The organism is Ruegeria sp. CDSA246, from assembly GCF_059611225.1.
The window spans coordinates 40,238-65,157 of the sequence record NZ_JBXWPD010000019.1 but is presented as its reverse complement, the minus strand read 5'-3'; the positions used below and the strand labels follow the sequence as shown (position 1 = coordinate 65,157).

General features: G+C 56.1%; 39 protein-coding genes and 1 pseudogene. 38 read left to right on the top strand and 2 right to left on the bottom strand.

The annotated features are described in order from the left end of the window. Window positions 1–1,048: elongation factor Tu (gene tuf / locus AC2FI9_RS20365; RefSeq protein WP_496770191.1), on the top strand; the 1,048-nt coding region annotated here is incomplete at its 5' end. 162 nt (window positions 1,049–1,210) lie between these two features. Here the strand turns inward: tuf and AC2FI9_RS20360 are convergent. Further along, on the bottom strand, window positions 1,211–1,750 hold the full coding sequence (locus AC2FI9_RS20360) for a hypothetical protein (RefSeq protein ID WP_496770189.1): 540 nt from the start codon (window positions 1,748–1,750) through the stop codon (window positions 1,211–1,213). A gap of 343 nt (window positions 1,751–2,093) precedes the next feature. On the opposite strand from AC2FI9_RS20360, the gene rpsJ reads away from it, so the two are divergent. From rpsJ to rpmD, 28 genes and pseudogenes are all read left to right on the top strand, one after another. Continuing rightward, window positions 2,094–2,408, top strand: a complete 315-nt coding sequence (gene rpsJ, locus AC2FI9_RS20355; RefSeq protein ID WP_008756422.1) for a 30S ribosomal protein S10 — start codon at window positions 2,094–2,096, stop codon at window positions 2,406–2,408. Between the two features lie 18 nt (window positions 2,409–2,426). Beyond that, window positions 2,427–3,152: a 50S ribosomal protein L3 gene (gene rplC, locus AC2FI9_RS20350; protein WP_058272361.1), complete on the top strand. Its 726-nt coding sequence runs from the start codon at window positions 2,427–2,429 to the stop codon at window positions 3,150–3,152. Next, window positions 3,149–3,766, top strand: coding sequence for a 50S ribosomal protein L4 (gene rplD / locus AC2FI9_RS20345; RefSeq protein ID WP_050605826.1), 618 nt, complete (start codon window positions 3,149–3,151; stop codon window positions 3,764–3,766). Before rplC ends, rplD begins: the two co-directional genes overlap by 4 nt. Continuing rightward, complete coding sequence (locus AC2FI9_RS20340; protein ID WP_496770187.1) at window positions 3,763–4,059, top strand: 50S ribosomal protein L23; 297 nt, start codon at window positions 3,763–3,765, stop codon at window positions 4,057–4,059. Before rplD ends, AC2FI9_RS20340 begins: the two co-directional genes overlap by 4 nt. A gap of 137 nt (window positions 4,060–4,196) precedes the next feature. Then, a complete protein-coding gene (locus AC2FI9_RS20335) occupies window positions 4,197–5,255 on the top strand; it encodes an aldose epimerase family protein (RefSeq protein WP_496770185.1) in 1,059 nt (352 codons plus the stop codon). Between the two features lie 223 nt (window positions 5,256–5,478). Next, window positions 5,479–6,513: a fatty acid desaturase gene (locus AC2FI9_RS20330; RefSeq protein ID WP_496725239.1), complete on the top strand. Its 1,035-nt coding sequence runs from the start codon at window positions 5,479–5,481 to the stop codon at window positions 6,511–6,513. A 5-nt stretch (window positions 6,514–6,518) separates the two neighbouring features. Beyond that, window positions 6,519–6,599: pseudogene (locus AC2FI9_RS20325) on the top strand (50S ribosomal protein L23); the annotation flags it as partial. A gap of 162 nt (window positions 6,600–6,761) precedes the next feature. Next, on the top strand, window positions 6,762–8,396 hold the full coding sequence (locus tag AC2FI9_RS20320; RefSeq protein WP_496725241.1) for a sulfatase-like hydrolase/transferase: 1,635 nt from the start codon (window positions 6,762–6,764) through the stop codon (window positions 8,394–8,396). A 226-nt stretch (window positions 8,397–8,622) separates the two neighbouring features. Then, a complete protein-coding gene (gene rplB / locus AC2FI9_RS20315) occupies window positions 8,623–9,465 on the top strand; it encodes a 50S ribosomal protein L2 (protein WP_496770183.1) in 843 nt (280 codons plus the stop codon). A gap of 3 nt (window positions 9,466–9,468) precedes the next feature. Next, on the top strand, window positions 9,469–9,747 hold the full coding sequence (gene rpsS, locus AC2FI9_RS20310) for a 30S ribosomal protein S19 (RefSeq protein ID WP_010437056.1): 279 nt from the start codon (window positions 9,469–9,471) through the stop codon (window positions 9,745–9,747). A gap of 3 nt (window positions 9,748–9,750) precedes the next feature. Then, window positions 9,751–10,131 carry a 50S ribosomal protein L22 gene (gene rplV / locus AC2FI9_RS20305; RefSeq protein ID WP_039538267.1) on the top strand — a complete coding sequence of 127 codons (381 nt, stop codon included), beginning with the start codon at window positions 9,751–9,753 and terminating at the stop codon, window positions 10,129–10,131. After that, window positions 10,131–10,841 (top strand): 30S ribosomal protein S3, encoded by a 711-nt coding sequence (rpsC, locus tag AC2FI9_RS20300; RefSeq protein ID WP_496725243.1) that lies wholly within the window; start codon window positions 10,131–10,133, stop codon window positions 10,839–10,841. Before rplV ends, rpsC begins: the two co-directional genes overlap by 1 nt. 12 nt (window positions 10,842–10,853) lie before the next feature. Further along, on the top strand, window positions 10,854–11,267 hold the full coding sequence (gene rplP, locus AC2FI9_RS20295; RefSeq protein WP_058272368.1) for a 50S ribosomal protein L16: 414 nt from the start codon (window positions 10,854–10,856) through the stop codon (window positions 11,265–11,267). Between the two features lie 163 nt (window positions 11,268–11,430). Further along, a complete protein-coding gene (locus AC2FI9_RS20290) occupies window positions 11,431–11,979 on the top strand; it encodes an amino acid synthesis family protein (protein WP_282120538.1) in 549 nt (182 codons plus the stop codon). A gap of 49 nt (window positions 11,980–12,028) precedes the next feature. After that, the gene (locus AC2FI9_RS20285) at window positions 12,029–12,649 is read left to right on the top strand and encodes a 2OG-Fe(II) oxygenase family protein (RefSeq protein ID WP_496770197.1); all 621 of its coding nucleotides are present in this window, start codon (window positions 12,029–12,031) and stop codon (window positions 12,647–12,649) included. Window positions 12,650–12,906: 257 nt separating this feature from the next. Further along, window positions 12,907–13,113, top strand: coding sequence for a cold-shock protein (locus tag AC2FI9_RS20280; protein ID WP_010437077.1), 207 nt, complete (start codon window positions 12,907–12,909; stop codon window positions 13,111–13,113). Window positions 13,114–13,312: 199 nt separating this feature from the next. Beyond that, complete coding sequence (locus AC2FI9_RS20275) at window positions 13,313–13,738, top strand: ester cyclase (protein WP_298937828.1); 426 nt, start codon at window positions 13,313–13,315, stop codon at window positions 13,736–13,738. 196 nt (window positions 13,739–13,934) lie between these two features. Further along, window positions 13,935–14,141, top strand: coding sequence for a 50S ribosomal protein L29 (gene rpmC / locus AC2FI9_RS20270; RefSeq protein ID WP_037311745.1), 207 nt, complete (start codon window positions 13,935–13,937; stop codon window positions 14,139–14,141). A 4-nt stretch (window positions 14,142–14,145) separates the two neighbouring features. Then, window positions 14,146–14,376 carry a 30S ribosomal protein S17 gene (rpsQ, locus tag AC2FI9_RS20265; RefSeq protein ID WP_058272371.1) on the top strand — a complete coding sequence of 77 codons (231 nt, stop codon included), beginning with the start codon at window positions 14,146–14,148 and terminating at the stop codon, window positions 14,374–14,376. 76 nt (window positions 14,377–14,452) lie between these two features. Then, window positions 14,453–14,821, top strand: a complete 369-nt coding sequence (gene rplN, locus AC2FI9_RS20260; RefSeq protein ID WP_008757934.1) for a 50S ribosomal protein L14 — start codon at window positions 14,453–14,455, stop codon at window positions 14,819–14,821. A 2-nt stretch (window positions 14,822–14,823) separates the two neighbouring features. Next, window positions 14,824–15,135, top strand: coding sequence for a 50S ribosomal protein L24 (gene rplX / locus AC2FI9_RS20255; protein WP_170440482.1), 312 nt, complete (start codon window positions 14,824–14,826; stop codon window positions 15,133–15,135). After that, entirely contained in the window at window positions 15,128–15,688 is a 561-nt protein-coding gene (gene rplE / locus AC2FI9_RS20250; protein WP_058272373.1) for a 50S ribosomal protein L5, read from the top strand. Before rplX ends, rplE begins: the two co-directional genes overlap by 8 nt. Before the next feature lie 19 nt (window positions 15,689–15,707). Beyond that, entirely contained in the window at window positions 15,708–16,013 is a 306-nt protein-coding gene (gene rpsN, locus AC2FI9_RS20245; protein ID WP_010437098.1) for a 30S ribosomal protein S14, read from the top strand. 13 nt (window positions 16,014–16,026) lie between these two features. After that, window positions 16,027–16,419: a 30S ribosomal protein S8 gene (rpsH, locus tag AC2FI9_RS20240; protein ID WP_008757119.1), complete on the top strand. Its 393-nt coding sequence runs from the start codon at window positions 16,027–16,029 to the stop codon at window positions 16,417–16,419. Window positions 16,420–16,431: 12 nt separating this feature from the next. After that, window positions 16,432–16,965, top strand: a complete 534-nt coding sequence (rplF, locus tag AC2FI9_RS20235) for a 50S ribosomal protein L6 (RefSeq protein ID WP_058272374.1) — start codon at window positions 16,432–16,434, stop codon at window positions 16,963–16,965. An 11-nt stretch (window positions 16,966–16,976) separates the two neighbouring features. Further along, on the top strand, window positions 16,977–17,336 hold the full coding sequence (gene rplR, locus AC2FI9_RS20230; RefSeq protein WP_010437103.1) for a 50S ribosomal protein L18: 360 nt from the start codon (window positions 16,977–16,979) through the stop codon (window positions 17,334–17,336). Between the two features lie 114 nt (window positions 17,337–17,450). Further along, window positions 17,451–18,020: a 30S ribosomal protein S5 gene (rpsE, locus tag AC2FI9_RS20225; protein ID WP_058272455.1), complete on the top strand. Its 570-nt coding sequence runs from the start codon at window positions 17,451–17,453 to the stop codon at window positions 18,018–18,020. A gap of 12 nt (window positions 18,021–18,032) precedes the next feature. After that, window positions 18,033–18,221: a 50S ribosomal protein L30 gene (rpmD, locus tag AC2FI9_RS20220; protein ID WP_008757946.1), complete on the top strand. Its 189-nt coding sequence runs from the start codon at window positions 18,033–18,035 to the stop codon at window positions 18,219–18,221. Between the two features lie 101 nt (window positions 18,222–18,322). On the opposite strand, the gene AC2FI9_RS20215 is transcribed toward rpmD, so the two are convergent. Then, window positions 18,323–18,754 (bottom strand): MarR family winged helix-turn-helix transcriptional regulator, encoded by a 432-nt coding sequence (locus tag AC2FI9_RS20215; protein ID WP_496725250.1) that lies wholly within the window; start codon window positions 18,752–18,754, stop codon window positions 18,323–18,325. 77 nt (window positions 18,755–18,831) lie between these two features. Here AC2FI9_RS20215 and AC2FI9_RS20210 point away from each other — a divergent pair, with 77 nt between their 5' ends. From AC2FI9_RS20210 to rpsK, 9 genes are all read left to right on the top strand, one after another. Next, window positions 18,832–19,200 (top strand): antibiotic biosynthesis monooxygenase family protein, encoded by a 369-nt coding sequence (locus tag AC2FI9_RS20210; RefSeq protein ID WP_496725252.1) that lies wholly within the window; start codon window positions 18,832–18,834, stop codon window positions 19,198–19,200. Window positions 19,201–19,275: 75 nt separating this feature from the next. Further along, a complete protein-coding gene (locus tag AC2FI9_RS20205; protein ID WP_496770180.1) occupies window positions 19,276–19,668 on the top strand; it encodes a hypothetical protein in 393 nt (130 codons plus the stop codon). A 213-nt stretch (window positions 19,669–19,881) separates the two neighbouring features. Further along, window positions 19,882–20,097, top strand: a complete 216-nt coding sequence (locus tag AC2FI9_RS20200) for a DUF1127 domain-containing protein (RefSeq protein ID WP_496725256.1) — start codon at window positions 19,882–19,884, stop codon at window positions 20,095–20,097. 178 nt (window positions 20,098–20,275) lie between these two features. Beyond that, window positions 20,276–21,136: a hypothetical protein gene (locus AC2FI9_RS20195; protein WP_496770178.1), complete on the top strand. Its 861-nt coding sequence runs from the start codon at window positions 20,276–20,278 to the stop codon at window positions 21,134–21,136. Between the two features lie 142 nt (window positions 21,137–21,278). Then, window positions 21,279–21,752: a 50S ribosomal protein L15 gene (gene rplO / locus AC2FI9_RS20190; RefSeq protein ID WP_496770176.1), complete on the top strand. Its 474-nt coding sequence runs from the start codon at window positions 21,279–21,281 to the stop codon at window positions 21,750–21,752. Between the two features lie 109 nt (window positions 21,753–21,861). Continuing rightward, the gene (secY, locus tag AC2FI9_RS20185; protein WP_058276180.1) at window positions 21,862–23,226 is read left to right on the top strand and encodes a preprotein translocase subunit SecY; all 1,365 of its coding nucleotides are present in this window, start codon (window positions 21,862–21,864) and stop codon (window positions 23,224–23,226) included. Then, a complete protein-coding gene (locus tag AC2FI9_RS20180) occupies window positions 23,223–23,891 on the top strand; it encodes an adenylate kinase (RefSeq protein ID WP_496770172.1) in 669 nt (222 codons plus the stop codon). Before secY ends, AC2FI9_RS20180 begins: the two co-directional genes overlap by 4 nt. A gap of 201 nt (window positions 23,892–24,092) precedes the next feature. Beyond that, the gene (gene rpsM / locus AC2FI9_RS20175) at window positions 24,093–24,461 is read left to right on the top strand and encodes a 30S ribosomal protein S13 (protein WP_058272383.1); all 369 of its coding nucleotides are present in this window, start codon (window positions 24,093–24,095) and stop codon (window positions 24,459–24,461) included. Between the two features lie 14 nt (window positions 24,462–24,475). Next, window positions 24,476–24,865, top strand: a complete 390-nt coding sequence (gene rpsK, locus AC2FI9_RS20170; protein ID WP_037311698.1) for a 30S ribosomal protein S11 — start codon at window positions 24,476–24,478, stop codon at window positions 24,863–24,865. The last annotated feature ends 55 nt before the right edge of the window (window positions 24,866–24,920 follow it).

Below are 24,920 nucleotides of genomic sequence, written 5' to 3'. Positions count from 1 at the left end.
CCAGATTGACGGCGCGCCTGAAGAAAAAGCACGTGGCATCACCATCTCGACCGCCCACGTGGAATACGAGACCGACACGCGTCACTATGCGCACGTCGACTGCCCCGGCCACGCTGACTACGTCAAGAACATGATCACCGGTGCCGCACAGATGGACGGCGCGATCCTGGTTGTGAACGCTGCTGACGGCCCGATGCCGCAGACCCGCGAGCACATCCTGCTGGGCCGCCAGGTTGGCATCCCGACCATGGTCGTGTTCATGAACAAAGTGGATCAGGTTGACGACGAAGAACTGCTGGAACTGGTGGAAATGGAAATCCGCGAGCTGCTGTCTTCGTATGACTACCCCGGCGACGACATTCCAGTCATCGCAGGTTCGGCTCTGGCCGCGATGGAAGGCAACAAGCCGGAAATCGGCGAAGAATCGATCCGCAAGCTGATGGCGGCCGTGGACGAATACATCCCGACACCTGAGCGCGCTGTTGACCAGCCGTTCCTGATGCCGGTCGAAGACGTATTCTCGATCTCGGGCCGTGGTACTGTTGTGACCGGTCGTGTTGAGCGTGGCGTGATCAACGTTGGCGACGAGATCGAAATCGTCGGCATCCGTGACACTCAGAAAACCACCTGTACTGGTGTTGAAATGTTCCGCAAGCTGCTGGATCGCGGCGAAGCGGGCGACAACATCGGCGCCCTGCTGCGCGGTATCGACCGTGAAGGCGTTGAGCGTGGTCAGGTTCTGTGTAAGCCAGGTTCGGTTACACCGCACACCAAGTTCGAAGCCGAAGCCTATATCCTGACCAAGGAAGAAGGCGGTCGTCACACTCCGTTCTTCGCGAACTACCGTCCTCAGTTCTACTTCCGTACGACTGACGTGACCGGCACCGTGACCCTGGCAGCTGGCACCGAGATGGTTATGCCCGGCGACAACGTGTCGTTCGAGGTTGAACTGATCGCACCGATCGCGATGGAAAACGGCCTGCGTTTCGCCATCCGCGAAGGCGGCCGCACCGTCGGCGCCGGCGTCGTGTCGAAAATCGTCGAGTAATCGCTCTCGAGATATCAAACGAAAAGGGCGTCCCTCGGGACGCCCTTTTTTGTTTGCATTCCTGCTATGGTCAGCACGCGTTGCGCGGAAAGGAATTAGTCGTAGGCCGCTCCCTCGGGGCGGCCTTTTTTTGGGAGTGGATTTTGTGCTTGGTTTATCGCGTCAATCAAACACCGGGACCCACAATCCTTCTCCTCCTCCCAAGTACCGTTTGTATACACGGTCCACGCGTTTGGTCGGGCAGCAATTTGAATCGTCTTCGTGGTAGTCATATCCGGTCATGCGAATGTGACTCGCATCCAGAGCTTCTACAGATTCCAAAGATCTTGCTGGCATGTTGACGAAATCAACTTGCGCAGTAGCCCACAAGTCTACGTAAGTTGCCTGAGAGCCAAAATCTGAGACCCGCAGTACAACCGGTGTGAAGTAGATAGTTCCGGATCCTTGTGCGCAACCAACATCAACCATTGGAAATGCTATGTAACTGGCACCGTCCATTTCTTCTGTGCCCAGATCGGCTACCAAGAGATCATCTTGATTGTCCGCTTCGTATGCGCAACCGATGGCTTCAACAAATTTACCTACACTCTCAATGATTTGGGCGCGCTGATTGAGATCCAATGACATCGCTGCCGAGGTAGTTGAAAGAACAACTGCGCCACTCAAAACGGCTGGCGCAAGAATGGTTGCAAATCCACGCATGTATTTTCCTTCTTGCTGTATGAAATGCTTGTGTTCGGTGTACTGCTAACAGTCTTGAATTGAGTCTCAATCTAAAAGTGACAGATCAAAGCTGCAGTCACTCAAAAACTGTGTGTTACTATATTTTTGGCGTTCAGGTTGAGCTCACTAGTGGTGGGCTTGCATTCGCGTGCTCATGCGAAGTACATTTCCCCCTTGCCAATCCCCCCACACCCCTGTAAGTCGCGCGAGTTCTCGATAAGAACGTCAAGGCGGGGTGATTCCCGCCTTTTGGGTTCGAAGAGGGTTGGCGATGCGCGCTTGTCCTCCTCTCAACCTCAACGCCTGATAAAAGGCTGTTATTATGCAAAGCCAAAACATCCGTATTCGGCTGAAGGCATTTGACTATCGCGTTCTGGATGCCAGCACGCAAGAGATCGTCAATACTGCCAAGCGGACCGGCGCGAACGTGCGCGGCCCGATCCCGCTGCCGAACAAGATTGAGAAGTTCACGGTTCTCCGTGGCCCTCACGTTGACAAGAAATCCCGCGACCAGTTCGAGATCCGCACGCACAAGCGTCTGCTCGACATCGTTGATCCGACCCCCCAGACCGTTGACGCGCTGATGAAGCTCGACCTCGCCGCTGGTGTGGACGTCGAGATCAAGCTGCAGTCGTAAGATCGGAGGGTATAGATTATGCGCTCTGGTATTATCGCAAAAAAAGTAGGCATGACCCGCCTGTTCATGGAAGACGGCAAGCAGATCCCTGTGACCGTTCTTCACCTGGACGGCCTGCAGGTCGTTGCACAGCGTACTGCTGACAAAGACGGCTACACCGCCGTTCAGCTGGGCGCTGGTGCTGCCAAGGCAAAACGCACCTCGAAGGCCATGCGCGGTCACTATGCCGCTGCAAAGGTCGAGCCTAAGCGTAAGCTGGCCGAGTTCCGCGTCTCCGAAGATGGCCTGATCGAAGTGGGTGCCGAGATTTCGGCAGAACACTTCCTGGAAGGTCAGAAAGTTGACGTTTCGGGCACCTCGATCGGTAAAGGCTTTGCCGGTGCAATGAAGCGCCACAACTTCGGTGGTCTTCGCGCCTCGCACGGTGTTTCGATCAGCCACCGTTCGCACGGTTCGACTGGCCAGTGTCAGGATCCGGGCAAGGTTTTCAAAGGCAAGAAGATGGCCGGTCACATGGGTGCTGCCCGTGTAACCACCCAGAACCTGGAAGTCGTCAAAACCGACGCCGACCGTGGTCTGGTCTTCATCAAAGGCGCCGTTCCCGGACCGAAATCGGGCTGGGTCACCGTCAAGGACGCCGTCAAGAAGAAAGCACCGGAAGGCCTGCCTTTCCCGGCAGCCGTAAAAGGTGCTGCAACTGAAGCACCTGCGGAAGAAGCTCCCGCGGAAGGTGGTGAAGCATGAAACTTGATGTAATCAAACTGGACGGCGGCAAAGCCGGCAACATCGAGCTGGACGCCGATCTGTTCGGCCTTGAGCCGCGCGCGGACATCCTGCACCGTGTGGTCCGTTGGCAGCGCAACAACGCTCAGGCTGGCACCCACAAGGTCAAGACCCGCTCGGAAGTGTCCTATTCGACTAAGAAGATCTATCGCCAAAAAGGCACCGGTGGCGCACGCCACGGCGCTCGCTCGGCACCGATCTTCCGGGGTGGTGGCGTTTACAAAGGTCCGGTCGTGCGTTCGCATGGTCATGACCTGCCGAAGAAGTTCCGTAAACTCGGTCTGCGCCACGCGCTGTCTGCCAAAATGGCAGCTGGTGAACTGGTTGTGATCGAAAACGCCGAAGCCGAAGGCAAGACCGCTGCACTGGCCAAACAGGTTGCAAACCTGGGCTGGAAACGCGCTCTGGTCATCGACGGGGCGACCGTGAACGAAGGTTTCCTGAAGGCGTCGCGCAACATCGAAGGTCTGGATATCCTGCCGTCGATGGGTGCAAACGTTTATGACATCCTCAAGCGTGACACTCTCGTGCTCACCAAAGCGGCTGTCGAAGCACTGGAGGCTCGTCTGAAATGAGCGCGAAGGCAGAACACTACGACGTGATCCGCAAGCCGATCATCACTGAAAAGTCGACCATGGCGTCTGAGAACGGCGCGATTGTCTTTGAAGTGTCGATCGACAGCAACAAACCGCAGATCAAAGAAGCGGTTGAATCGCTGTTTGGTGTCAAGGTGAAGGCGGTCAACACCACCATCACCAAAGGCAAGGTCAAGCGGTTCCGCGGCCAGTTGGGCAAGCGGAAAGACGTCAAAAAAGCATATGTGACCCTGGAAGAGGGTAACACCATCGACGTAAGCACCGGTCTCTGATCGGACCCGTCTTTGGGAAAAGAACAAAGGGCCCCTGTTGATGCAGGGGCTCTTTTTTTGTTGGCGCAGCTCGTTTGGCCGCGTTGAACTTGGCCCGGACCTGTGCACAGTGACCTCTAGGCAGTGAGACGGGTGATATGCAGGCTGAACAGCAGGTTCGCGATTTCGGGAAAACCCGGGATGGTCAGATCGTCAGAAGCATCGAAATAGGGCAGGGGGCGCTTTCTGCGCGTATCTTGACTTATGGCGCAACGCTGCAGGATCTGCGTGTGCAGGATTTTGAGCATCCTCTGATATTGGGGTGGCCAGAGATTGCAGGCTATGAAGACAGCACGGCTTACCTAGGAGCCATGGTGGGCCGTTGTGCCAATCGGATCGCGCGTGCGTCATACAGTCTGGATGGCGCTGGCTACCAGCTGGATCGCAATTATTTGGGTATTCATACGTTGCACGGCGGAATGCAGGGTATGGATTGTCTGGTCTGGGAAATTTCCAGCGTTACATCGGGAGCGGTCACTTTGCAGCTGACCCTGCCTGATGGCCATATGGGCTTTGGCGGCGACTTGGCAACGACAGTGACCTTCCGAGTCGAGGCCGACGCTACATTGAGTATTGAAATGGAAGCGCGGACAACGTCGGCAAGTCTCTGCAATCTGACCCCGCATATCTACTTCAACCTCGACGGTGGCGCAGACATCCGCAAACACGAACTAATGGTGCGCGCTGAACGCTACACCCCTGTTGACGGGGACCTCATTCCCACAGGTGAAGCGCTTAGCGTTGAGGGCACGCCCTTTGACCTTCGGTCACCGCGACCTTTAGGAGGCTGGGCATACGATCACAATTACTGCCTGTCCGATCAGCGTCTGCCTTGTCGTCCTGTGGCGACGTTGACCGGCCTGTCCTCGGGTCTGACGATGCAGCTAGAGACGACCGAGCCGGGTTTGCAGGTCTATTCCGGTTCGTCTTTGGATGAAGGTCCACGCATTGGCTTGGGCGGCCAACCCTACGGCCCTTATTCTGGCGTCGCTTTGGAACCACAGGTCTGGCCCGATTCAATCAATCAGCAAGGGTTTCCCAGTGCGGTATTGCGCAAGGGCCAAACCTATCGCCATGTTTCACGATACGTGTTTCTGGGCGGGGGGGTAAAATCAGGAGGTTCCGTGATCAGTTGGGCCGCCGCAAAACGTCAATAAAGCAAATTTGACCACATAGGAGGGTTACACCATCGACGTGAATACCTATCTCTGATCGGGTCCAACTGTGGATAAGTAAGAAGGCACCCGCGAAAGCGGAGGTTTCCCGAGCAACAACACCAAAGAAAATGAGCGCGACGCAATCGCCTCAGCCAGAATTCGCTTGCTATGCCGGAACGGTAGTCTATGCGGTTTCTACAAACAGAAGTGACATGGCAGGCGTATGACAAAACCCTATCTCTCGACCCCGGACAAACCGGATGTGACCGCCGCGCGGGATTGGGTTTCGACACTTGCCAAATACCGCGAACCGAACCAGTGGCGCAGCTCCTTTGAGTTGGGTGTCAGCATTATCCCCTTTTTCGTTTTATGGGCGCTGTCCTGGATGTCGCTTTCGGTCAGCTATTGGCTGGCTTTTGCGATTGCCGTTCTCAACGCGGCCTTCCTGCTGCGCCTGTTTGCGATCCAGCATGATTGCGGGCACGGAGCGTTCTTCAAGAACCGGTCGGTCAGCGACTGGGTTGGGCGGGTCATCGGTGTTTTGACCCTGACGCCGTATGACGTCTGGCGCCGTACGCATTCCAACCATCACAACAGTTCGGGCAATTTGGACAAACGGGGAATGGGCGATATCCACACGTTGACTGTTGCCGAGTATCAGTCAAAGACGCCCATGAACCGGTTTTGGTATCGCGTGTACCGCAACCCTATCACACTGTTTGTCCTAGGCCCCGGCTATCTGTTCCTGTTCCAAAACCGCCTCCCGCTGGGTTTGACGGGCAGCGTCAGGTTCTGGATCAGCGCGATGGGCACAAATCTTGCCATTCTGGCTGCCCTCGTCGCCGTTTACTATTTTGGCGGCCTGATGCCGGTGCTGCTGATCTTTCTGCCCTCAACCCTGATTGCCGCGACTGCGGGTGTGTGGCTGTTCTACGTGCAGCACCAGTTCGAGGACACACATTGGGATACCGATGAGGACTGGCAATTGCACGAGGCCGCCCTGCACGGAAGCTCGCATTACATCCTGCCGTCCGTGCTGCAGTGGTTCAGCGCGAATATCGGTATCCATCACGTGCATCACCTCTACAGCCGCATTCCGTTCTATCGCCTGACCGAGGTGCTGCGCGATCATGATGAACTGGCCAACAGCAACCAGATGACCATCCGTGAGAGCCTCGCCAACGCGCGCCTGCATCTGTGGGATGAGAAGGGCCGTCGCCTGCTGTCCTTCGCCGAGGCGCGCGCGCTTTATGGGTGAGGGGTAGGTTCCTCGACCAGCTGGGCCGTCGGAAAGACGTCAAAAAAGAAAATGTGACCCTGGAAGAGGGTAACACCATTAACGTTCTACCGGTCTCTGATCGGATCCGTCTTTGGAGAGAGATAAGGGCCCCCGCGAAGGCGGGGGCCTTTTTTTGATTGACGGGGCTCTCTCCGTCAAATTGTTGAATGTTTGACTGGTGGGCTCAAACCGCTATCCTTGAGACGATAGTCAATTGGAGGGATTTGATGCTTTTTCGAACCATTTTTGCCGCGTTGGCTGCTGCAACAACTCTGCATGCACAAGGCCAACCGATTGTACATGATGGCGAGTACAAATTCCTTCGGGCGCAATTCGGTGATCAATGGGACGCGCAGGATCTCGAAGTCGATGCAAAGCTTGCAGCTATTCGATCTGCCAATAATGACCGCCCACCAAACATATTCTTTGTCCTGATAGACGATGTGAGTTTCGGCCTGATGGGCAGTCGGCCAATGAACTATGTGACGGGCTTTGATACCCCGGAAATCAACGATTTTGCCGCAGAGAGCCTTTCTCTTATGCGCATGTATACAGAGCCCTCTTGCACTCCGACGAGAACGGCTTTTTTGACGGGTCGCCACCCGGTTCGTGCCGGGCAGGAAGAAGTGAAAGTTGCCCTGGTTGGCGAAGGACTGTCGGCAGATGAGGTGACGCTGGCTGAGGTTTTAAAGCAATCCGGTTACAATACTGCCCATGTAGGTAAGTGGCATCAGGGAGATATTGAGCAGTCGTTCCCGCACAATCAGGGGTTCGATAACGCCTTTTTTCCTGTCCATCAGCAAGTGCAGCTGAGTTTGATGACACCTGAAGCCGCAGCAGCGAGCAATCTAAACGGTTGGCACCGATCTACCCAGTCCGGTGAATTTGCCGTTGACCAACTGTTTAAACCCTATGGGCTTGTGACGGGGTTGGAGGCTAAGGCGGGAGGATTGGCCCGAGAAGTTGACCTCGCTCCGGGTGAAGAATGGACGCAGGCGCATTACGAACGAATGAATGAACGCTACCAATCCCAAGCCCTGGAGCAGCTCGAACTATTGTCGAAAGAAGACTCTCCCTTCTTCCTGCAATATTGGCCGCTCTATCCGTTGAACTTCACCTATTCCGATCAGCAAACGAGTCGGAATGGTGGCTTCATGGCAGACAAGTTGGAAGTTGTAGATACATGGTTTGGTGAATTGCTGGCCAAGATTGATGACCTCGGTATGTCCGAGAACACGCTGGTCATTTTCATGGCGGACAACGGGATTTTCAAACAATACTCGCCGGATTCGGGGATGATGGAGTTGATATATCGCGGTGGTAAAGCCGAACACCTTGAAGGTGGTGTGCGGGTTGATGCTTTTGTCAGATGGCCAGCCGCCGTCGAAGCCGGAAGCTATGCCGGTGACATTATTCACGTCTCAGATCTATACACCACGCTGGCTCGGATCGCGGGAGGCAGTGAACATATTCCGCGCGATCGTGTGATAGATGGGATCGACCAGACCGCATTGCTTTTGGAGGGCGAAGGGAACTCACGCCGAGACTACGTCTATATCTACGAGGGCCCTGTTCTGCGTTCGATTGTTAAGCAGGAATTCAAAATGCACTTACCGCCGCCCGGTGTGCCCGGCGCTGCAGCGCCGGTTTATAACGTGTTGCGTGACCCTCGTGAATCCACGCCCGATATCGGTGGCTCACTCTGGTCCGGCGCGTCCTTTCAGGACATGATGAAACGGCACCAGAAGATGATCGAAAAGTATCCTCACCTGCCACTGGGCAAAGGTGTGCCCTATGGGGGGATCGAAAACCTGCGGCCCGAGAGTGAAAAGGCCCGCGAAGTGTTTTCAAGCTGGCAGTAGGTGCTGCTTGAGGCGATCGCATGTTTGGAAGATGAAATTCGGGTTTCTTCTATAGACACCCACCCCCAACACTGCTAAACGCTCCCAATCTTACGGCCTCGGATTCGTTCCGGGGCCTCTGATATTTGTAACCGGGGACCTTCGGGGCCCTATACCCTTGGCACCTACGGGGGCCTATCACATAGCGGGGAAATCCCCTGCACTTGCTAAACGGAAGACAGAAAGCATGGCACTCAAGTCGTACAAGCCGACGACGCCGGGCCAGCGCGGGCTGGTGCTGATCGACCGTTCGGAGCTTTGGAAAGGACGTCCGGTCAAGTCTCTCACTGAGGGTTTGACCAAATCGGGCGGCCGGAACAACACCGGACGGATCACTTCACGCCGCCGCGGCGGTGGCGCAAAGCGTCTCTACCGGATCGTTGACTTCAAACGGAATAAATTTGATGTCGCGGCAACCGTCGAACGGATCGAATATGACCCGAACCGGACCGCATTCATCGCACTGGTAAGATACGAAGACGGCGAGCAGGCATATATCCTTGCTCCGCAGCGTCTGGCTGTTGGTGACAAAGTCGTGGCATCCGCCAAGGCTGACATCAAGCCGGGCAACGCAATGCCGTTCTCGGGCATGCCCATCGGTACCATCGTCCACAACATCGAGATGAAGCCTGGTAAAGGCGGTCAGATCGCACGTGCGGCCGGTACTTACGCTCAGTTCGTTGGTCGCGATGGCGGCTACGCTCAGATCCGTCTGAGCTCGGGCGAGCTGCGCATGGTCCGTCAGGAATGCATGGCCACCGTCGGTGCCGTGTCCAACCCCGACAACAGCAACCAAAACCTCGGTAAAGCCGGTCGTATGCGCCACAAGGGCGTTCGTCCGTCGGTTCGTGGTGTTGCAATGAACCCGATCGATCACCCGCACGGTGGTGGTGAAGGTCGTACCTCGGGTGGCCGTACACCGGTTACTCCATGGGGTAAGGACACCAAGGGTAAGCGTACCCGCAACAAGAACAAAGCGTCCCAGAAGCTGATCATCCGCTCGCGGCACGCCAAGAAGAAGGGACGTTAATCTATGTCTCGCTCTGTTTGGAAGGGTCCTTTCGTCGATGCTTACGTGCTGAAAAAAGCCGAAGCAGCGCGCGAGTCGGGCCGCAACGAAGTCATCAAGATTTGGTCGCGTCGTTCCACCATTCTGCCCCAGTTCGTGGGTCTGACCTTTGGTGTGTACAACGGCCATAAGCATATCCCCGTCAACGTCTCGGAAGACATGATCGGTCAGAAGTTCGGTGAGTATTCGCCAACTCGTACCTATTACGGTCACGCCGCTGACAAAAAAGCGAAGCGGAAGTAAGTCATGGGCAAGGAAAAGAACCCCCGCCGCGTGGCTGAAAACGAAGCAATGGCGAAAACACGCATGCTTCGCACTAGCCCGCAGAAACTGAACCTGGTTGCGCAAATGATCCGCGGCAAGAAAGTTGAGAAGGCTCTGACCGATCTGACTTTCTCGAACAAGCGTGTCGCGCAGGACGTCAAGAAGTGCCTGCAGTCCGCAATCGCCAACGCCGAGAACAACCACAACCTGGACGTTGACGAGCTGATCGTCGCCGAAGCATGGGTTGGCAAGAACCTGGTCATGAAGCGCGGTCGCCCGCGTGCCCGTGGTCGGTTCGGCAAGATTATGAAGCCGTTCTCGGAGATCACCATCAAGGTGCGTCAAGTTGAGGAGCAAGCCTAATGGGTCATAAAGTAAATCCGATCGGCATGCGCCTGCAGGTGAACCGCACCTGGGATAGCCGCTGGTACGCCGACACCAAGGACTACGGTGATCTTCTGCTGGAAGACCTCAAGATCCGTGAGTTCATCAACAAAGAGTGCAAGCAGGCCGGTATTGCCCGTGTGATCATCGAACGTCCGCACAAGAAGTGCCGCGTTACGATCCACACCGCGCGTCCCGGTGTCATCATCGGCAAGAAAGGTGCAGACATTGAAGTTCTGCGCAAAAAACTTGCTCACATGACTGACAGCGAACTGCACCTGAACATCGTCGAAGTGCGCAAGCCCGAGCTTGACGCGCAGCTGGTTGCCGAGTCCATTGCTCAGCAGCTGGAACGTCGTGTTTCGTTCCGTCGCGCAATGAAGCGCTCGGTTCAGAACGCCATGCGCATGGGCTCTCTGGGTATCCGGGTGAACGTCGCTGGCCGTCTGGGCGGCGCTGAAATCGCACGGACCGAGTGGTACCGCGAAGGCCGTGTGCCTCTGCACACGCTGCGCGCCGACATCGATTACGCACATGCCGAAGCGATGACCCCCTACGGGATCATCGGGATCAAGGTCTGGATCTTCAAAGGTGAGATCATGGAGCACGATCCGCAGGCACGTGACCGTAAAGCACAGGAACTCCAGGACGGCCCTGCACCTCGTGGTGCTGGTGGCGGTCGTCGCTAAGGAGGGAAAGATATGCTTCAACCAAAGCGTACTAAATTCCGCAAGATGCACAAAGGCCGGATCAAGGGTGAAGCCAAAGGCGGCTCTGATCTGAACTTTGGCACCTATGGTCTGAAAGCTCTTGAGCCTGAGCGTGTAACTGCACGCCAGATCGAAGCTGCACGTCGTGCCATGACGCGTCACATGAAGCGTCAGGGCCGTGTCTGGATCCGCATCTTCCCCGACACTCCGGTCACTGCAAAGCCGATCGAAGTTCGTATGGGTAAAGGTAAAGGTTCGGTCGACCGCTGGGCATGCAAAGTCAAGCCTGGCCGCGTGATGTTCGAGATCGACGGCGTCAATGACGACATCGCCCGTGAGGCCCTGCGCCTGGCCGCGATGAAGCTGCCGATCAAGACCCGCGTAGTGATCCGCGAAGACTGGTAAGCGATTGGGCGAAAGCCCTTCGTAACAAGATTAACCCCCGTCGGGACACCGGCGGGGGTTTTCTTTTTCGTCAGCCTATTGTGATCCATCCCATCGTTTCGTGAAAGAAGTCGACGATTGTCCATGGCCCCCATAGGCTGACAATTGTGAATGGGAGGATCATATGTTTCAGCTGCGCAAGAAGGTATTCATCAAAGAGGTCATAACCACCGATCAATTGGGGCAACTATGTGCTCCGGTCTGCCGGGTTGCAGCTTTGGCAGTAATACAGAACCCACTCGCCGGTAAATTTTCGGAAGACTTGTCCGAGCTGTTTGAAATAGGTGGTGCGCTCGGCGCTGACCTCGCGGCCGAGGCTGTTTCTCAACTCGACGGTTCTCCGATTTCGTATGGTAAAGCAGCGATTGTTGGCGCGAATGGCGATCTCGAACAAGGCGGCGCACTGATCCACCCGAAACTTGGCGCTCCTATGCGTGCTACAGCGGGTGGGGGCGAAGCTGTCATTCCGTCTAATGCCAAGCTCGGGGCACCGGGATGTTCAATCGATCTGCCGCTTGGGCACAAGGACAACCCGTGGTCCTTTGACCATTTCGATACCATGACTTTGAATATTCCGGATGCGCCGAAACCGGACGAGATCGTCATGTGTCTGGCCTACGCAGATGGCGGACGCCCGATCCCGCGCTGCGGTTCGGGACCGGTCAAAAACTGAAGGCTGGTCGGGGCTGGTCTTGGGTCAGGGCTTGGGCTATGCCCGGCCCATGGCACAGATTGAATCACTCTTCGTTACTCGTCTTTATCGCGCAGCACTTTCCGAATTCGATCCCAAGATCGATCCCGAGGAAATGGAAAACTCTTGTCTTGTCATCGCCGAGGATGATGAGGCCGGGCAGGAATGGTGCGAAGAAAACGGCTATCCCGGCTACACCAGCTATGCCTCGCTGACCGATCTGCCCTGGCGGTTCCCGATCTTTGCCGATCTGGTCAAGGCGTTGGATCAGCATGTGGCAGCCTTGGCCAAGGATCTGGAGTTCGATCTGGGCGAGGGTGAATTAAAGCTCGAAGACCTGTGGATCAACATTCTCCCTGAAGGCGGAATGCACTCCAGCCACCTGCACCCGCACAGCGTGATTTCCGGCACGACCTATGTGGCGATGCCCGAAGGGGCGAGCGCGCTGAAACTGGAGGACCCCCGCTCGGCCCGCATGATGGCGGCACCGACGCGGCTAAAGGGCGGGCGGCGGGATTTGCAGCCGTTCATCTATATGAAGCCGCAGGTGGGGGATGTCCTGCTGTGGGAAAGCTGGCTGCGCCATGAGGTGCCGATGAATATGGCCGAGGATGAGCGGATCAGTGTCAGCTTTAACTATAAGTGGGAGTGAACCCCGGGTCACGACACAGCAATTGTACTAATGTAGCGATTGCGGGACGAATGGGCGGCGCCCCCGCCAATCACTTTTCACTTCGAGTTGTCGAAAAACCTTGCAATATGTGTCGTCATGAACCATGTGAGGCACGCTTACGTTTTTCTTTTTCGACCACTGTCTCCCGAATCTTCGGCGTTCAGTCTCTCGATCCAGACCTACAACGCCGCGCTGTCGCAATTCCGCGGACAGCAATTTAATAGGAGACTACGGATATGGCCAATGGCACCGTAAAATGGTTCAACACAACTAAAGGTTTTGGCTTCATCGCACCGGAGACCGGTGGCAAAGACGTGTTTGTACACATCTCTGCTGTTGAGCGCTCGGGTCTGACCGGCCTGGCTGACGACCAGAAAGTAACATTCGACATCGAGCCCGGCCGTGACGGTCGCGAGTCGGCTGTGAACATCGCTCTGGCGTAAGTCACTTAGACTTAGACAGTTGAAGACGCGGTCTCGTGCAAACGAGGCCGCGTTTTTCGTTTCAATTTAGACCTAGCTAGATTTTTGACTGAGTTGCCACACACCTTCGATTGGAATGGTCAGTAACACAATCTGAGAAAATCTGGAGCCAGCTCATATAGTATCTTGTATGCTCCTTGGATCATGGGGGGTGTTTGCTGTGAAAGAAGCTGAACGAGTGGTTCGCCAATTCCACGAGAGTTGGGGTATGCGCGATCCTGATCGCGGAGCCGAGGTAATTGCCGAAGATTGCCAGTTTGAGGATGTTGCTCGTGAAGAAAAACAACTTGGCAAGTTAGCATACAAAGAGGACTACGAGCGCTGGCGACTGGCATTCCCAGATGGAGAATGCATCGTTGACAATGTGATCGTCAGCGATTGCGGTGAATGGGCTATCGTCGAGTTCCACAACACCGGCACTCATACAGGTGTGCTGCATTCAAGCCTTGGTGAATTCGAACCGACCGGAAAGCGATACGAAGTGCGTTATTGCTCGGTGATGCGGGTGAAAGGTGGCATGGTTGTTGAGGGAAGAGACTATTACGACAGCGCCACCATCGCACGACATTTGGGCTTAGTTAAGTAAGCAAGGAATAGCGTGCTTAGAGTAGCTGCTTGTGTCTTCCCAAAGTTTCCCTTGCCACCCACCAGCGACTCCCCTATAGAGCGGCATCTTGCGTTCCCCCGGCCGAGTCGGGGGATTCGTATGTCTATCATTCATCCACCAGGTCAAAGGTGACCCTGTAAGGGGCCTTCTGGTGTTTTGAGCAAAGGAAAAGGCGATGAACGCCCAAGAACTGCGTGACAAGACCCCGGACCAGCTCCGCGAGGAACTGGCCAACCTGAAGAAAGAAAGCTTTAACCTGCGCTTTCAACAGGCAACCGGTCAGCTGGAAAGCACCGCCGGCATCAAAGCGGCCCGCCGCAACGCTGCCCGCGTCAAAACCATCCTGAACGAAAAGGCCGCTGCTGCGGCATCGGAGGAGTAATCCTATGCCCAAGCGTATCCTGTCCGGCACCGTAACCAGCGATGCCAACGCACAAACCGTAACCGTGTCCGTCGAGCGCCGCTTTACGCATCCGGTTCTGAAGAAAACCATCCGTAAGTCCAAGAAATACCGGGCTCACGATGAAAAGAACGCCTTCAAGGTCGGTGACTCTGTTCGCATCATCGAATGCGCGCCGAAATCGAAGACGAAACGTTGGGAAGTTCTGGAAGCGTAAGCTTTCAGGATTTTTCCATTTGTCGAAACCCTGGGGGATCTAACCAGACCAGCCCCCACAGGTCGGGAGAAACCACATGATCCAGATGCAGACCAATCTGGATGTCGCTGACAACTCCGGCGCACGCCGAGTTCAGTGCATCAAGGTCCTGGGTGGTTCCAAGCGTAAATACGCCTCCGTCGGCGACATCATTGTCGTCTCGGTGAAGGAAGCCATCCCGCGCGGCCGCGTAAAGAAAGGTGACGTCCGTAAGGCCGTCGTCGTACGCACCGCCAAAGAAGTCCGTCGCGAAGACGGCACCGCGATCCGTTTCGATCGCAACGCCGCCGTCATCCTGAACAACAACAACGAGCCGGTAGGTACCCGTATCTTTGGCCCCGTTGTTCGTGAACTGCGTGGCAAGAACTTCATGAAAATCATCTCGCTGGCTCCGGAGGTGCTGTAATCATGGCTGCTAAACTCCGCAAAGGCGACAAGGTCGTCGTGCTAGCCGGCAAGGACAAGGGCAAAGAGGGTACTATCACCTCGGTTGACCCTAAAGCCGGTAAAGCTGTTGTCGATGGCATCAACATCGCCATCCGTCACACCCGCCAGACCCAGAACAGCCAGGGTGGTCGCCTGCCTCAGGCAAACCCGATTGAGCTGTCGAACCTGGCTCTGTTGGACAAAAACGGTAAAGCAACCCGCGTTGGCTTCCGCATGGAAGGTGACAAGAAAGTGCGCTTCGCCAAGACCACGGGGGACGTGATCGATGCTTGATAACGCAACCTACACCCCGCGTCTGAAAGCTCAGTACGCTGAAACCATCCGTGCCGCTCTGAAAGAAGAGTTCGGCTACAAGAACGACATGCAGCTGCCCAAGCTGGACAAAATCGTTCTGAACATCGGTTGTGGTGCCGAAGCGGTCAAAGATTCGAAGAAAGCAAAAGCTGCTGTCGAGGATCTGACTGCGATTGCTGGTCAACAGGCTGTTTCGACCAAGGCGAAGAAGTCGATCGCTGGCTTCCGCGTCCGTGAAGACATGCCGCTGGGCGCGAAAGTGACCCTTCGCGGTGACCGGATGTACGAATTCCTGGATCGTCTGATCACCATCGCGATGCCACGGATCCGTGACTTCCGCGGCGTGAAGCCGTCTTTCGATGGTCAGGGCAACTTTGCCATGGGCATGAAAGAGCACATCGTGTTCCCGGAAATCGACTTCGACAAAGTTGACGAAGTCTGGGGCATGGACATCGTAATTGCCACCACAGCGAAAACCGACGCTGAAGCAAAGGCACTGTTGAAAGCTTTCAACATGCCGTTCAACGCGTAAGCGCCGGGAGGATTGAGACATGGCTAAAAAAGCAATGATCGAACGCGAGAAGAAGCGCGAACGCCTGGTGGCCAAATATGCCGCAAAGCGTGCCGAGCTGAAAGAAATCGCGAATGACGAGAGCAAGCCGATGGAAGAGCGCTTCAAAGCGCGTCTGAAACTGGCGAAACTGCCGCGCAACAGCTCGGCTACTCGTCTGCACAACCGCTGTCAGCTGACCGGTCGTCCCCACGCTTACTACCGTAAGCTGAAGGTCAGCCGTATCGCGCTGCGCGAGCTGGGTTCTGCTGGTCAGATCCCCGGCATGGTGAAATCGAGCTGGTAAGGGAGAGAATGATATGAACGATCCTATCGGCGATATGCTCACCCGTATCCGCAACGCGCAAATGCGTGGCAAGTCCACCGTTTCCACCCCGGCTTCCAAGCTGCGCGGTTGGGTTCTGGACGTGCTGGCGGACGAAGGTTACATCCGTGGCTACGAAGCGACGACCGGTGAAAACGGTCATCCGGCCATCGAAATCAGCCTGAAATACTACGAAGGCACCCCTGTCATTCGCGAACTGAAGCGGGTCTCGAAGCCCGGTCGTCGCGTATACATGGGCGTCAATGACATCCCGCAGGTCCGTCAGGGTCTGGGTGTGTCGATTGTCAGCACTCCGAAAGGTGTGATGTCGGACCAGAACGCACGCTCCAACAATGTTGGTGGCGAAGTGCTCTGCACCGTCTTCTAAGGAGGTCTGTCAATGTCTCGTATTGGTAAACGTCCGGTCGAATTGCCCAGCGGCGTAACTGCCTCGGTTTCCGGCCAGACCATCGAAGTCAAAGGCCCGAAAGGCGCCCGCAGCTTCACTGCGACCGACGACGTTACGCTGTCGGTCGAAGATAACGTGGTTCAGATCAACCCTCGCGGTATGTCCAAGCGCGCGCGCCAGCAGTGGGGCATGAGCCGCACAATGGTCGCAAACTTGGTGACCGGTGTGACCGAAGGCTTCAAGAAAGAGCTGGAGATCCAGGGTGTTGGTTACCGGGCTCAGATGCAGGGCAACACCCTGAAGCTGAACCTGGGCTACAGCCATGACGTTGATTTCGTCGCTCCGGAAGGTGTCACCATCACCGCGCCGAAGCAGACCGTGATCATTGTGGAAGGTAACGACCAGCAGCAGGTGGGCGAAGTCGCGGCGAAAATCCGCGAATGGCGCCGTCCCGAGCCCTATAAGGGCAAAGGCATCCGCTATAAGGGCGAGTTCATCTTCCGCAAAGAAGGCAAGAAGAAGTAAGGACGCAAACAATGGCAAACAGCAAAAGAACCCTGTTTCTGAAGCGCCGCCTGCGCGTTCGGAACAAACTTCGCAAGGTCAACGCGGGTCGTCCGCGTTTGTCCGTACACCGTTCGAACAAGAACATCTCTGTTCAGCTGATCGACGACGTACGTGGCGTGACCCTGGCCTCGGCCTCGACCCTAGAAAAAGATCTGGGTGTTGTTGGCAAGAACAACGTCGAAGCGGCCACCAAAGTGGGCGCGGCCATCGCCGAGCGTGCCAAGAAGGCAGGCGTCGAAGAGGCCTATTTCGATCGTGGCGGCTTCCTGTTCCACGGCAAAGTGAAGGCTGTCGCCGACGCTGCGCGTGAAGGTGGTCTGAAGATCTAAGACTTGCGGGCGGGTTTCGATCCGCCCCGATGATCCGGGGGCCTTGGCAATGCCGAGGCCCACTTGGATTGAACAAACGACGCCGCAAGCGTCACCAAAAAAAGGGATGCCAAAATGGCAGAACGTGATAACCGCCGGGGCCGTGGACGTGACCGCGACGAAACTCCGGAATTCGCAGATCGTCTGGTAGCGATCAACCGCGTATCGAAAACCGTAAAAGGTGGTAAGCGCTTTGGCTTCGCCGCTCTGGTGGTCGTAGGCGATCAGAAAGGCCGCGTCGGCTTTGGCAAAGGTAAAGCGAAAGAAGTACCTGAAGCCATCCGCAAAGCGACTGAACAAGCCAAGCGTCAGATGATCCGCGTGCAACTGCGCGAAGGTCGTACCCTGCACCACGACATCGAAGGCCGTCATGGCGCCGGTAAAGTGGTTATGCGCAGCGCACCTGAAGGTACCGGTATCATCGCCGGTGGTCCGATGCGTGCCGTGTTCGAAATGCTGGGCGTAAAGGACGTTGTGTCCAAGTCGTTGGGCTCGCAGAACCCGTACAACATGATCCGCGCCACCATCAACGGCCTGCAGAAAGAGCAGAGCCCGCGTTCGGTTGCCCAGCGTCGTGGCAAAAAGGTTGCTGACATCCTGCCCAAGCGGGACGAAGCACCAGCTGCTGCTGAAGCAGAAGCATAAGGAGAGCGACCCATGGCAAAAACCATCGTCGTCAAGCAAATCGGTTCCCCGATCCGTCGCCCCGCTGAACAGCGCGCAACTCTGATCGGCCTGGGCCTGAACAAGATGCACAAAACCCGCGAGCTTGAGGATACCCCCTCGGTGCGCGGCATGGTCAACAAGATCCCGCATCTGGTTGAGATCATCGAAGAGCGCGGCTAAGCGCCTTGCTTCTAAGAGCTAGAAACGCCTCCGATCAGTTCGGGGGCGTTTTTTTGTCTAAGGGCAGTGTTGACTGTCGCCTCACCCGATGTGGTTTTAGTTCAACTTGTACGTATTCCGCTTATTACCCGCCGCATATAATCCATGAACTGCGCCCGCTCAGGCTCAGTCAGAACTTGCAAGGCTTGGGAATTCACGTTCTGGGCCGACTCATAGGCGCTGTTTCTAAGCGCGACGGCCTTTTCGGTTAACCAGATCAACTGAGCCCTGGCGTCAGCGGGGTTTTTCGTTCTTTTGATCAAGCCGTCGCGCTCCATACGGTTGAGCGTGTTGGCCAGGGTCGCCTGTTCGACGTCAATCTTGGCCAGCAGATCCTTTTGGGTGACTCCGTCTTTGAGCCAAAGCTCCAGTAAGACTGGGAACTGTCCAACAACGATGCCCAAAGGCGCAATGTGGTGTTGCAGCTCTTTCGCGAACAATCGCGCCATGTGATTGACCAGATATCCGGCCGAGTTCTCTTTTTCGAAATCCATGCTTGAGATTTACACTTGAATAGCAAGCTATGCAATAATATATAGCAAGCTATACAAGTGAATGAAGAGGAATCGAAATGGCTCATATCGAAGAGATGGATAAGGTCGTCACACTGGCTGATCAGATGCAGGCCGAGGAAGGCCCCGTGGTGCTGATCAACGTTTTTACGGTGGACGCGAAAGACGAAGAGGCGCTGTTGAAGGCCTGGGCACACGATGCGGACTTCATGAAGTTCCAGCCGGGATACATCTCGACCCAGCTTCATCAGGGGATCGCTGGCAGCTCGACCTTCGTGAATTATGCGATCTGGCAGGACGTCAAAAGCTTTCGCGACGCCTTCACCCACCCAGAGTTCCAGCGTCGAATTGCAGACTATCCCGAAAGCGCCGTGGCACGTCCACATCTTCTAAGAAAACTCACAGTCGAAAACCACTGCGTCGCCTGATGCCAAAAGCGGAGTAGGCACATGATAAAATCAATTCACCCCATCGCCGGTATAATAGGATTCCTGACAATATTCATGTTCTGGACATCCACTTTGTACAGCGAGTTCTTTGCGACCCATGCCACTGTCGCGGCCGTAAAGTCCATGATCGTCAGTGGGCTGTTTATCCTAGTGCCCGCGATGGTGATCGTGGGTGCATCCGGCATGTCCCTTGGGCGTCGACGCAAGGACGCGCGGGCGCTTGCCAAGAAGAAGCGAATGCCGATCATCGCGATGAACGGCCTGTTGATCCTTGTTCCCGCCGCAATCTATCTCAGCTCAAAAGCAAACGCAGGGGACTTCGATGCCAGTTTTTACTCTGTGCAGGTCGTTGAGTTGCTCGCGGGGGCAGCCAACCTGACGCTGATGGGGCTGAGTATACGCGACGGCCGGGCGATGACTGCCCGCAGAAGACGTGCGGGAAAGTAGCTGGACCAGGCTTTGACCGTAGCCGCCGTTTCATCGCATGCTATCGGTCTCGCAGCATCGATCCCTGCTGCTCAGCTATTCAATAGATGCATAACGGCTAGACCGAAACTTCGGTTGTTAGCGATATCGCCTGGACCTATCTCAGGCCTGTCCAAACAAGGAACGCAAACAGTTTCCGGGGAATTCGCCCCGGGCAGAGAAAGGAAATACACCATGGCTCACACAGCTACATATTCCCGCGACGGCTTTGGCCTGAGCGCCCGCATCGCGAACTTTTTCCAGCGCGTCAAAGAGGCAAATGCCCTGCGTGCTCAGTATGATCAGACTTATTCGGAATTGCAGAGTCTGACAGATCGTGAACTGGACGACATCGGTGTTCGCCGCTGCGATATTAAGGACATCGCTCGGGACCACGTTTACTGTTCGTGACCTTACCGACAACCTGACCAAGAGACGCCTGAGGGCGTCTCTTTTGATTCCGGGGTGCTCTTGGCACAGTCGACAGGAAATTAGCTCCAACCGTTGCGACCCTGCGGGAAATGGGCCAAACACGCAGTTGGGCGCCTGTCGGAGCCGCAACCAAGAACAACATGAAGGGTCGGATCCGGTGAAAGAGTATCAGGTTGGCATGCTTTGGATTGAAGGCCCTCTCAGCTTTCTCGAGCAGTTGTGCATCAAATCATTCCTGGATGTCGGTCAACATGTTCGCCTCTATACTTACGGGCCGGTCACAAACATCCCCGAGGGTGTCGAAGTGCGTGACGCGCGGGAGGTACTGGCGGATGATGAGGTGATCCTACACAAGCGCACGGGCAGTCCCGCGCTGCATTCCGACAAGTTTCGCGTGCAGATGCTGGCGAAAGTGCCGGACATAATCTGGGCCGATACCGACGCGTATTGCGTCAAACCCTTTACAACTGAAAACGGTCATTTGCATGGTTGGCTAGCCGCGCACGAAATCAACGGTGGGGTGTTGGCTTTGCCTGCGGACAGCGCAACGCTGTATGATTTGATCGATTACACCAATCACCCTTGTCGCATTCCGCATTGGCTGTCGCCCAAGCAACGGCGGCCGCTTATTGACATGGCCTTGGCTGGTGAAACGCCGCACGCAAGCGATATGCCGTGGGGCATTTGGGGCCCACGCGCCCTGACCTGGCTTTTGCGGGACAATAATGAGGCGCGATTTTCCCAACCCCAGGACGTTTTGTACCCTGTAACATACAAGGATCGGCGGGCAATGATGCGGCCCAACGGAAATGCCGAGCGGTTCCTTACTGAGAACACCATGTCGATCCATTTCTACGGACGGCGCATGCGTTCGTTCATACGCAATAGGTTCAATGGAATCCCGCATCCGGAAAGTATGGTTGGCCGGTTGGTCGAAAAGCATGGGATCGACCCGCACGCAGCGCCCCTGCAGACAAAAGCCGCAACAAACGACCTTGTCGACGTGTCTGACGAATGACGTCTAGGGGCTGTGGGCTTGCCAACTTGTCCCAACAGTCCTATACGCCTGCGGTGGCTTTGCGCCATACGAATCAAAACCAAGAAATGCCGTGTCTGACCCATCACGCTTCGCGGGTCATTTCCGGCTAAGGAGAAGCGAAATGAAACTGCACGAACTGCGCGACAATCCTGGCGCCACACCGAAACGCACTCGCGTTGGCCGTGGTCCGGGTTCCGGCAAAGGTAAAATGGGTGGCCGTGGTATCAAAGGCCAGAAATCCCGTTCGGGTGTGGCCATCAACGGTTACGAAGGCGGCCAGATGCCTTTGTATCAGCGTCTGCCCAAGCGCGGCTTCAACAAGCCGAACCGCAAGGCATTCGCCGTTATCAACCTGGGCCTGATCCAGAAATTCGTCGACGCCGGCAAGCTGGACGCCAAAGCTGCGATCACCGAAGATGCACTGGTTGCATCCGGTCTGGTCCGTCGCAAACTGGACGGTATCCGCGTTCTGGCAAAGGGCGAAATCAGCGCGAAAGTGAACCTGGAAGTCACCGGTGCTTCGAAAGCTGCTGTTGAAGCAGTTGAGAAAGCGGGCGGCTCACTTACGGTCACAAAAGCTGCTGCGGCAGAGTAAGCGCTTGTGAGCGGGCGAAGACCCGCTTACATAGACCTCAGAGTTTTCCAAGACGCCGCCCGAGCCGGAAAACGGTTCCGGGCGGTGTTTTCATAAGAGAGACCGATTTATGGTATCAGCAGCAGAACAAATGGCAGCCAACACAAGCTGGTCTGCCCTTGGTAAAGCCACCGATCTGCGCAACCGCATCCTGTTCACGCTTGCATTGCTGATCGTCTATCGTCTGGGCACCTTCATTCCGGTGCCGGGGATCGACGGACAAGCACTGCGCGAGTTCATGGAACAAGCGGGGCAGGGCATCGGCGGCATGGTTTCGATGTTCACCGGCGGGGCGCTGGGGCGGATGGGTATCTTTGCCCTCGGCATCATGCCTTACATTTCAGCCTCGATCATCGTGCAACTGCTGACATCCATGGTTCCCGCGCTCGAACAGCTCAAGAAAGAGGGCGAGCAGGGGCGCAAGAAAATCAACCAGTACACCCGTTTCGGCACCGTGGCCTTGGCCACTGTTCAGGCCTATGGTCTGGCGGTTTCGCTGGAATCGGGCGATCTGGCCACCGACCCTGGGCTTTTCTTCCGCATGTCGACCATGATCACTCTGGTTGGCGGTACGATGTTCCTGATGTGGCTGGGTGAACAGATCACCGCGCGCGGCATCGGCAACGGTATCTCTCTGATCATCTTCGTCGGCATTATTGCCGAGGTTCCGGCCGCTCTGGCGCAGTTCTTTGCGTCGGGTCGCTCGGGTGCAATCAGCCCCGCCGTGATCATCGGTGTGATTGTCATGGTTATCGTGGTCATCACCTTCGTGGTGTTCATGGAACGCGCGCTGCGCAAGATCCACATTCAATACCCGCGCCGCCAGGCCGGCATGAAGGTATACGAGGGCGGCTCCAGCCACCTGCCAGTCAAGGTGAACCCGGCGGGCGTTATCCCGGCGATCTTTGCCAGCTCGTTGCTGTTGCTGCCGGTGACGATCTCGACCTTCTCGTCGGGTGCCACAAACGGGCCGGTCATGTCTTGGCTGCTGGCCAACTTTGGCCCCGGTCAGCCGCTGTATCTGCTGTTCTTCGCGTCGATGATCGTATTCTTCGCCTATTTCTACACGTTCAACGTCTCGTTCAAACCGGATGATGTTGCGGACAACCTGAAAAAGCAGAATGGTTTTGTGCCTGGCATTCGCCCCGGCAAGAAAACCGCCGAGTATCTGGAATACGTGGTCAACCGCGTGCTGGTTCTGGGTTCGGCCTATCTGGCGCTGGTATGTTTGCTGCCTGAAATTCTGCGGAACCAATTCGCCATCCCGTTCTACTTCGGCGGCACCTCGGTTCTGATTATCGTCTCTGTGACCATGGACACGATCCAGCAAGTCCAGAGCCATTTGCTGGCGCATCAATACGAAGGGCTTATCGAAAAGTCCCAGCTGCGCGGAAAAAGCAAGAAACGCGGCAGGAAGGGACCCGCTCGTCGATGAACATCATTTTGTTGGGCCCGCCGGGTGCGGGCAAAGGAACGCAAGCGCGTCACCTGGTAGAAACGCGCGGCATGGTGCAACTGAGCACCGGTGACATGCTACGAGAAGCCAAGGACAGCGGGACCGAAATGGGCAACCGCGTGGCTGAAGTGATGGCCAAGGGTGAGCTGGTAACCGACGAGATTGTCATCGGCCTGATCCGTGAAAAGCTGGAACAGGGTGCCAAGGGCGGTTTCATCTTCGACGGTTTCCCTCGCACGCTGGCACAGGCTGACGCGTTGGGAGATCTGCTGAACAGCACCGGCGAAACGCTGGACGCGGTCATCGCGATGGAAGTCAACGATGACGCGCTGGTCGAACGGATCACCGCACGCTCGACCTGTGGTGGCTGCGGCGAGGTCTACAATGACGTCACCAAGCCGATCCCGGCGGACAGAAAATGCACCAACTGCGGCAAAGAGAACGACTTCAAACGTCGCGCAGACGATAATGAGGAGAGCCTCAAGACCCGTCTGATGGAGTACTACAAAAAGACCTCGATGCTGATCGGCTATTACTATGCCAAGGGCAACCTGTCCTGGGTTGACGGCCTGGGTGAAATTGACGCCGTTCAAAACGAGATTTCGCAGGTTTTGGATGGTGGCGTCGACGTCGGAAACGGCTGATCCATTTCTGCCCTTGACCTGAGCGGGAAAAGCCCATATCGACCCCCATCCCTAACGGGAATCACGACCGCATGCGGGATTCGTTCCGGATGCCCCGACCACCTCGAATAATACTGGATCCTCTGGCGTCACTGCCAAGATCGAGTGTTGTGAAAAAAGGTTCCGGAGCTACGGAACCGCAACAAAAAAGGAAAGTGACACGTGGCACGTATTGCCGGCGTAAACATCCCGACTGCAAAGCGGGTACCTATCGCCCTCACATATATCACCGGTATCGGAAACACTTCGGCCAAAGCGATCTGCGAAGCCGTAGGCATCGACGCGACCCGTCGCGTCAATGAACTGTCCGACGCCGAAGTTCTGGCCATCCGCGAGCATATCGACGCAAACTTCACCGTTGAAGGTGACCTGCGCCGCGAAGTTCAGATGAACGTCAAGCGCCTGATGGACCTGGGCTGCTACCGCGGTCTGCGTCACCGTCGTAACCTGCCCGTTCGCGGTCAGCGTACCCATACCAATGCTCGTACCCGCAAAGGCCCCGCAAAGGCCATTGCCGGTAAGAAGAAATAAGGAGGGTCTGACTGATGGCACGCGAAAAGACTCGTACCAAGAAAAAAGAGCGCAAGAATATCGCATCAGGCGTCGCCCATGTGAATTCGACCTTCAACAACACCAAGATCCTGATCTCGGACGTGCAAGGCAACGCCATTGCATGGTCTTCGGCAGGAACCATGGGTTTCAAAGGGTCGCGTAAATCGACACCCTACGCCGCTCAGATGGCTGCAGAAGATGCAGGCAAGAAGGCGCAGGATCACGGTGTCAAGACGCTGGAAGTCGAAGTTCAGGGCCCCGGTTCGGGTCGTGAATCGGCTCTGCGCGCGCTGGCTGCTGTGGGCTTCAACATCACGTCGATCCGTGACGTGACACCGATTGCTCACAACGGTTGCCGCCCGCCGAAGCGCCGCCGCGTCTAAGCGATTTTGAATTGAGCTGGGGCTGTGTTTTCGCACGGCCCCAGCACGTCATTTT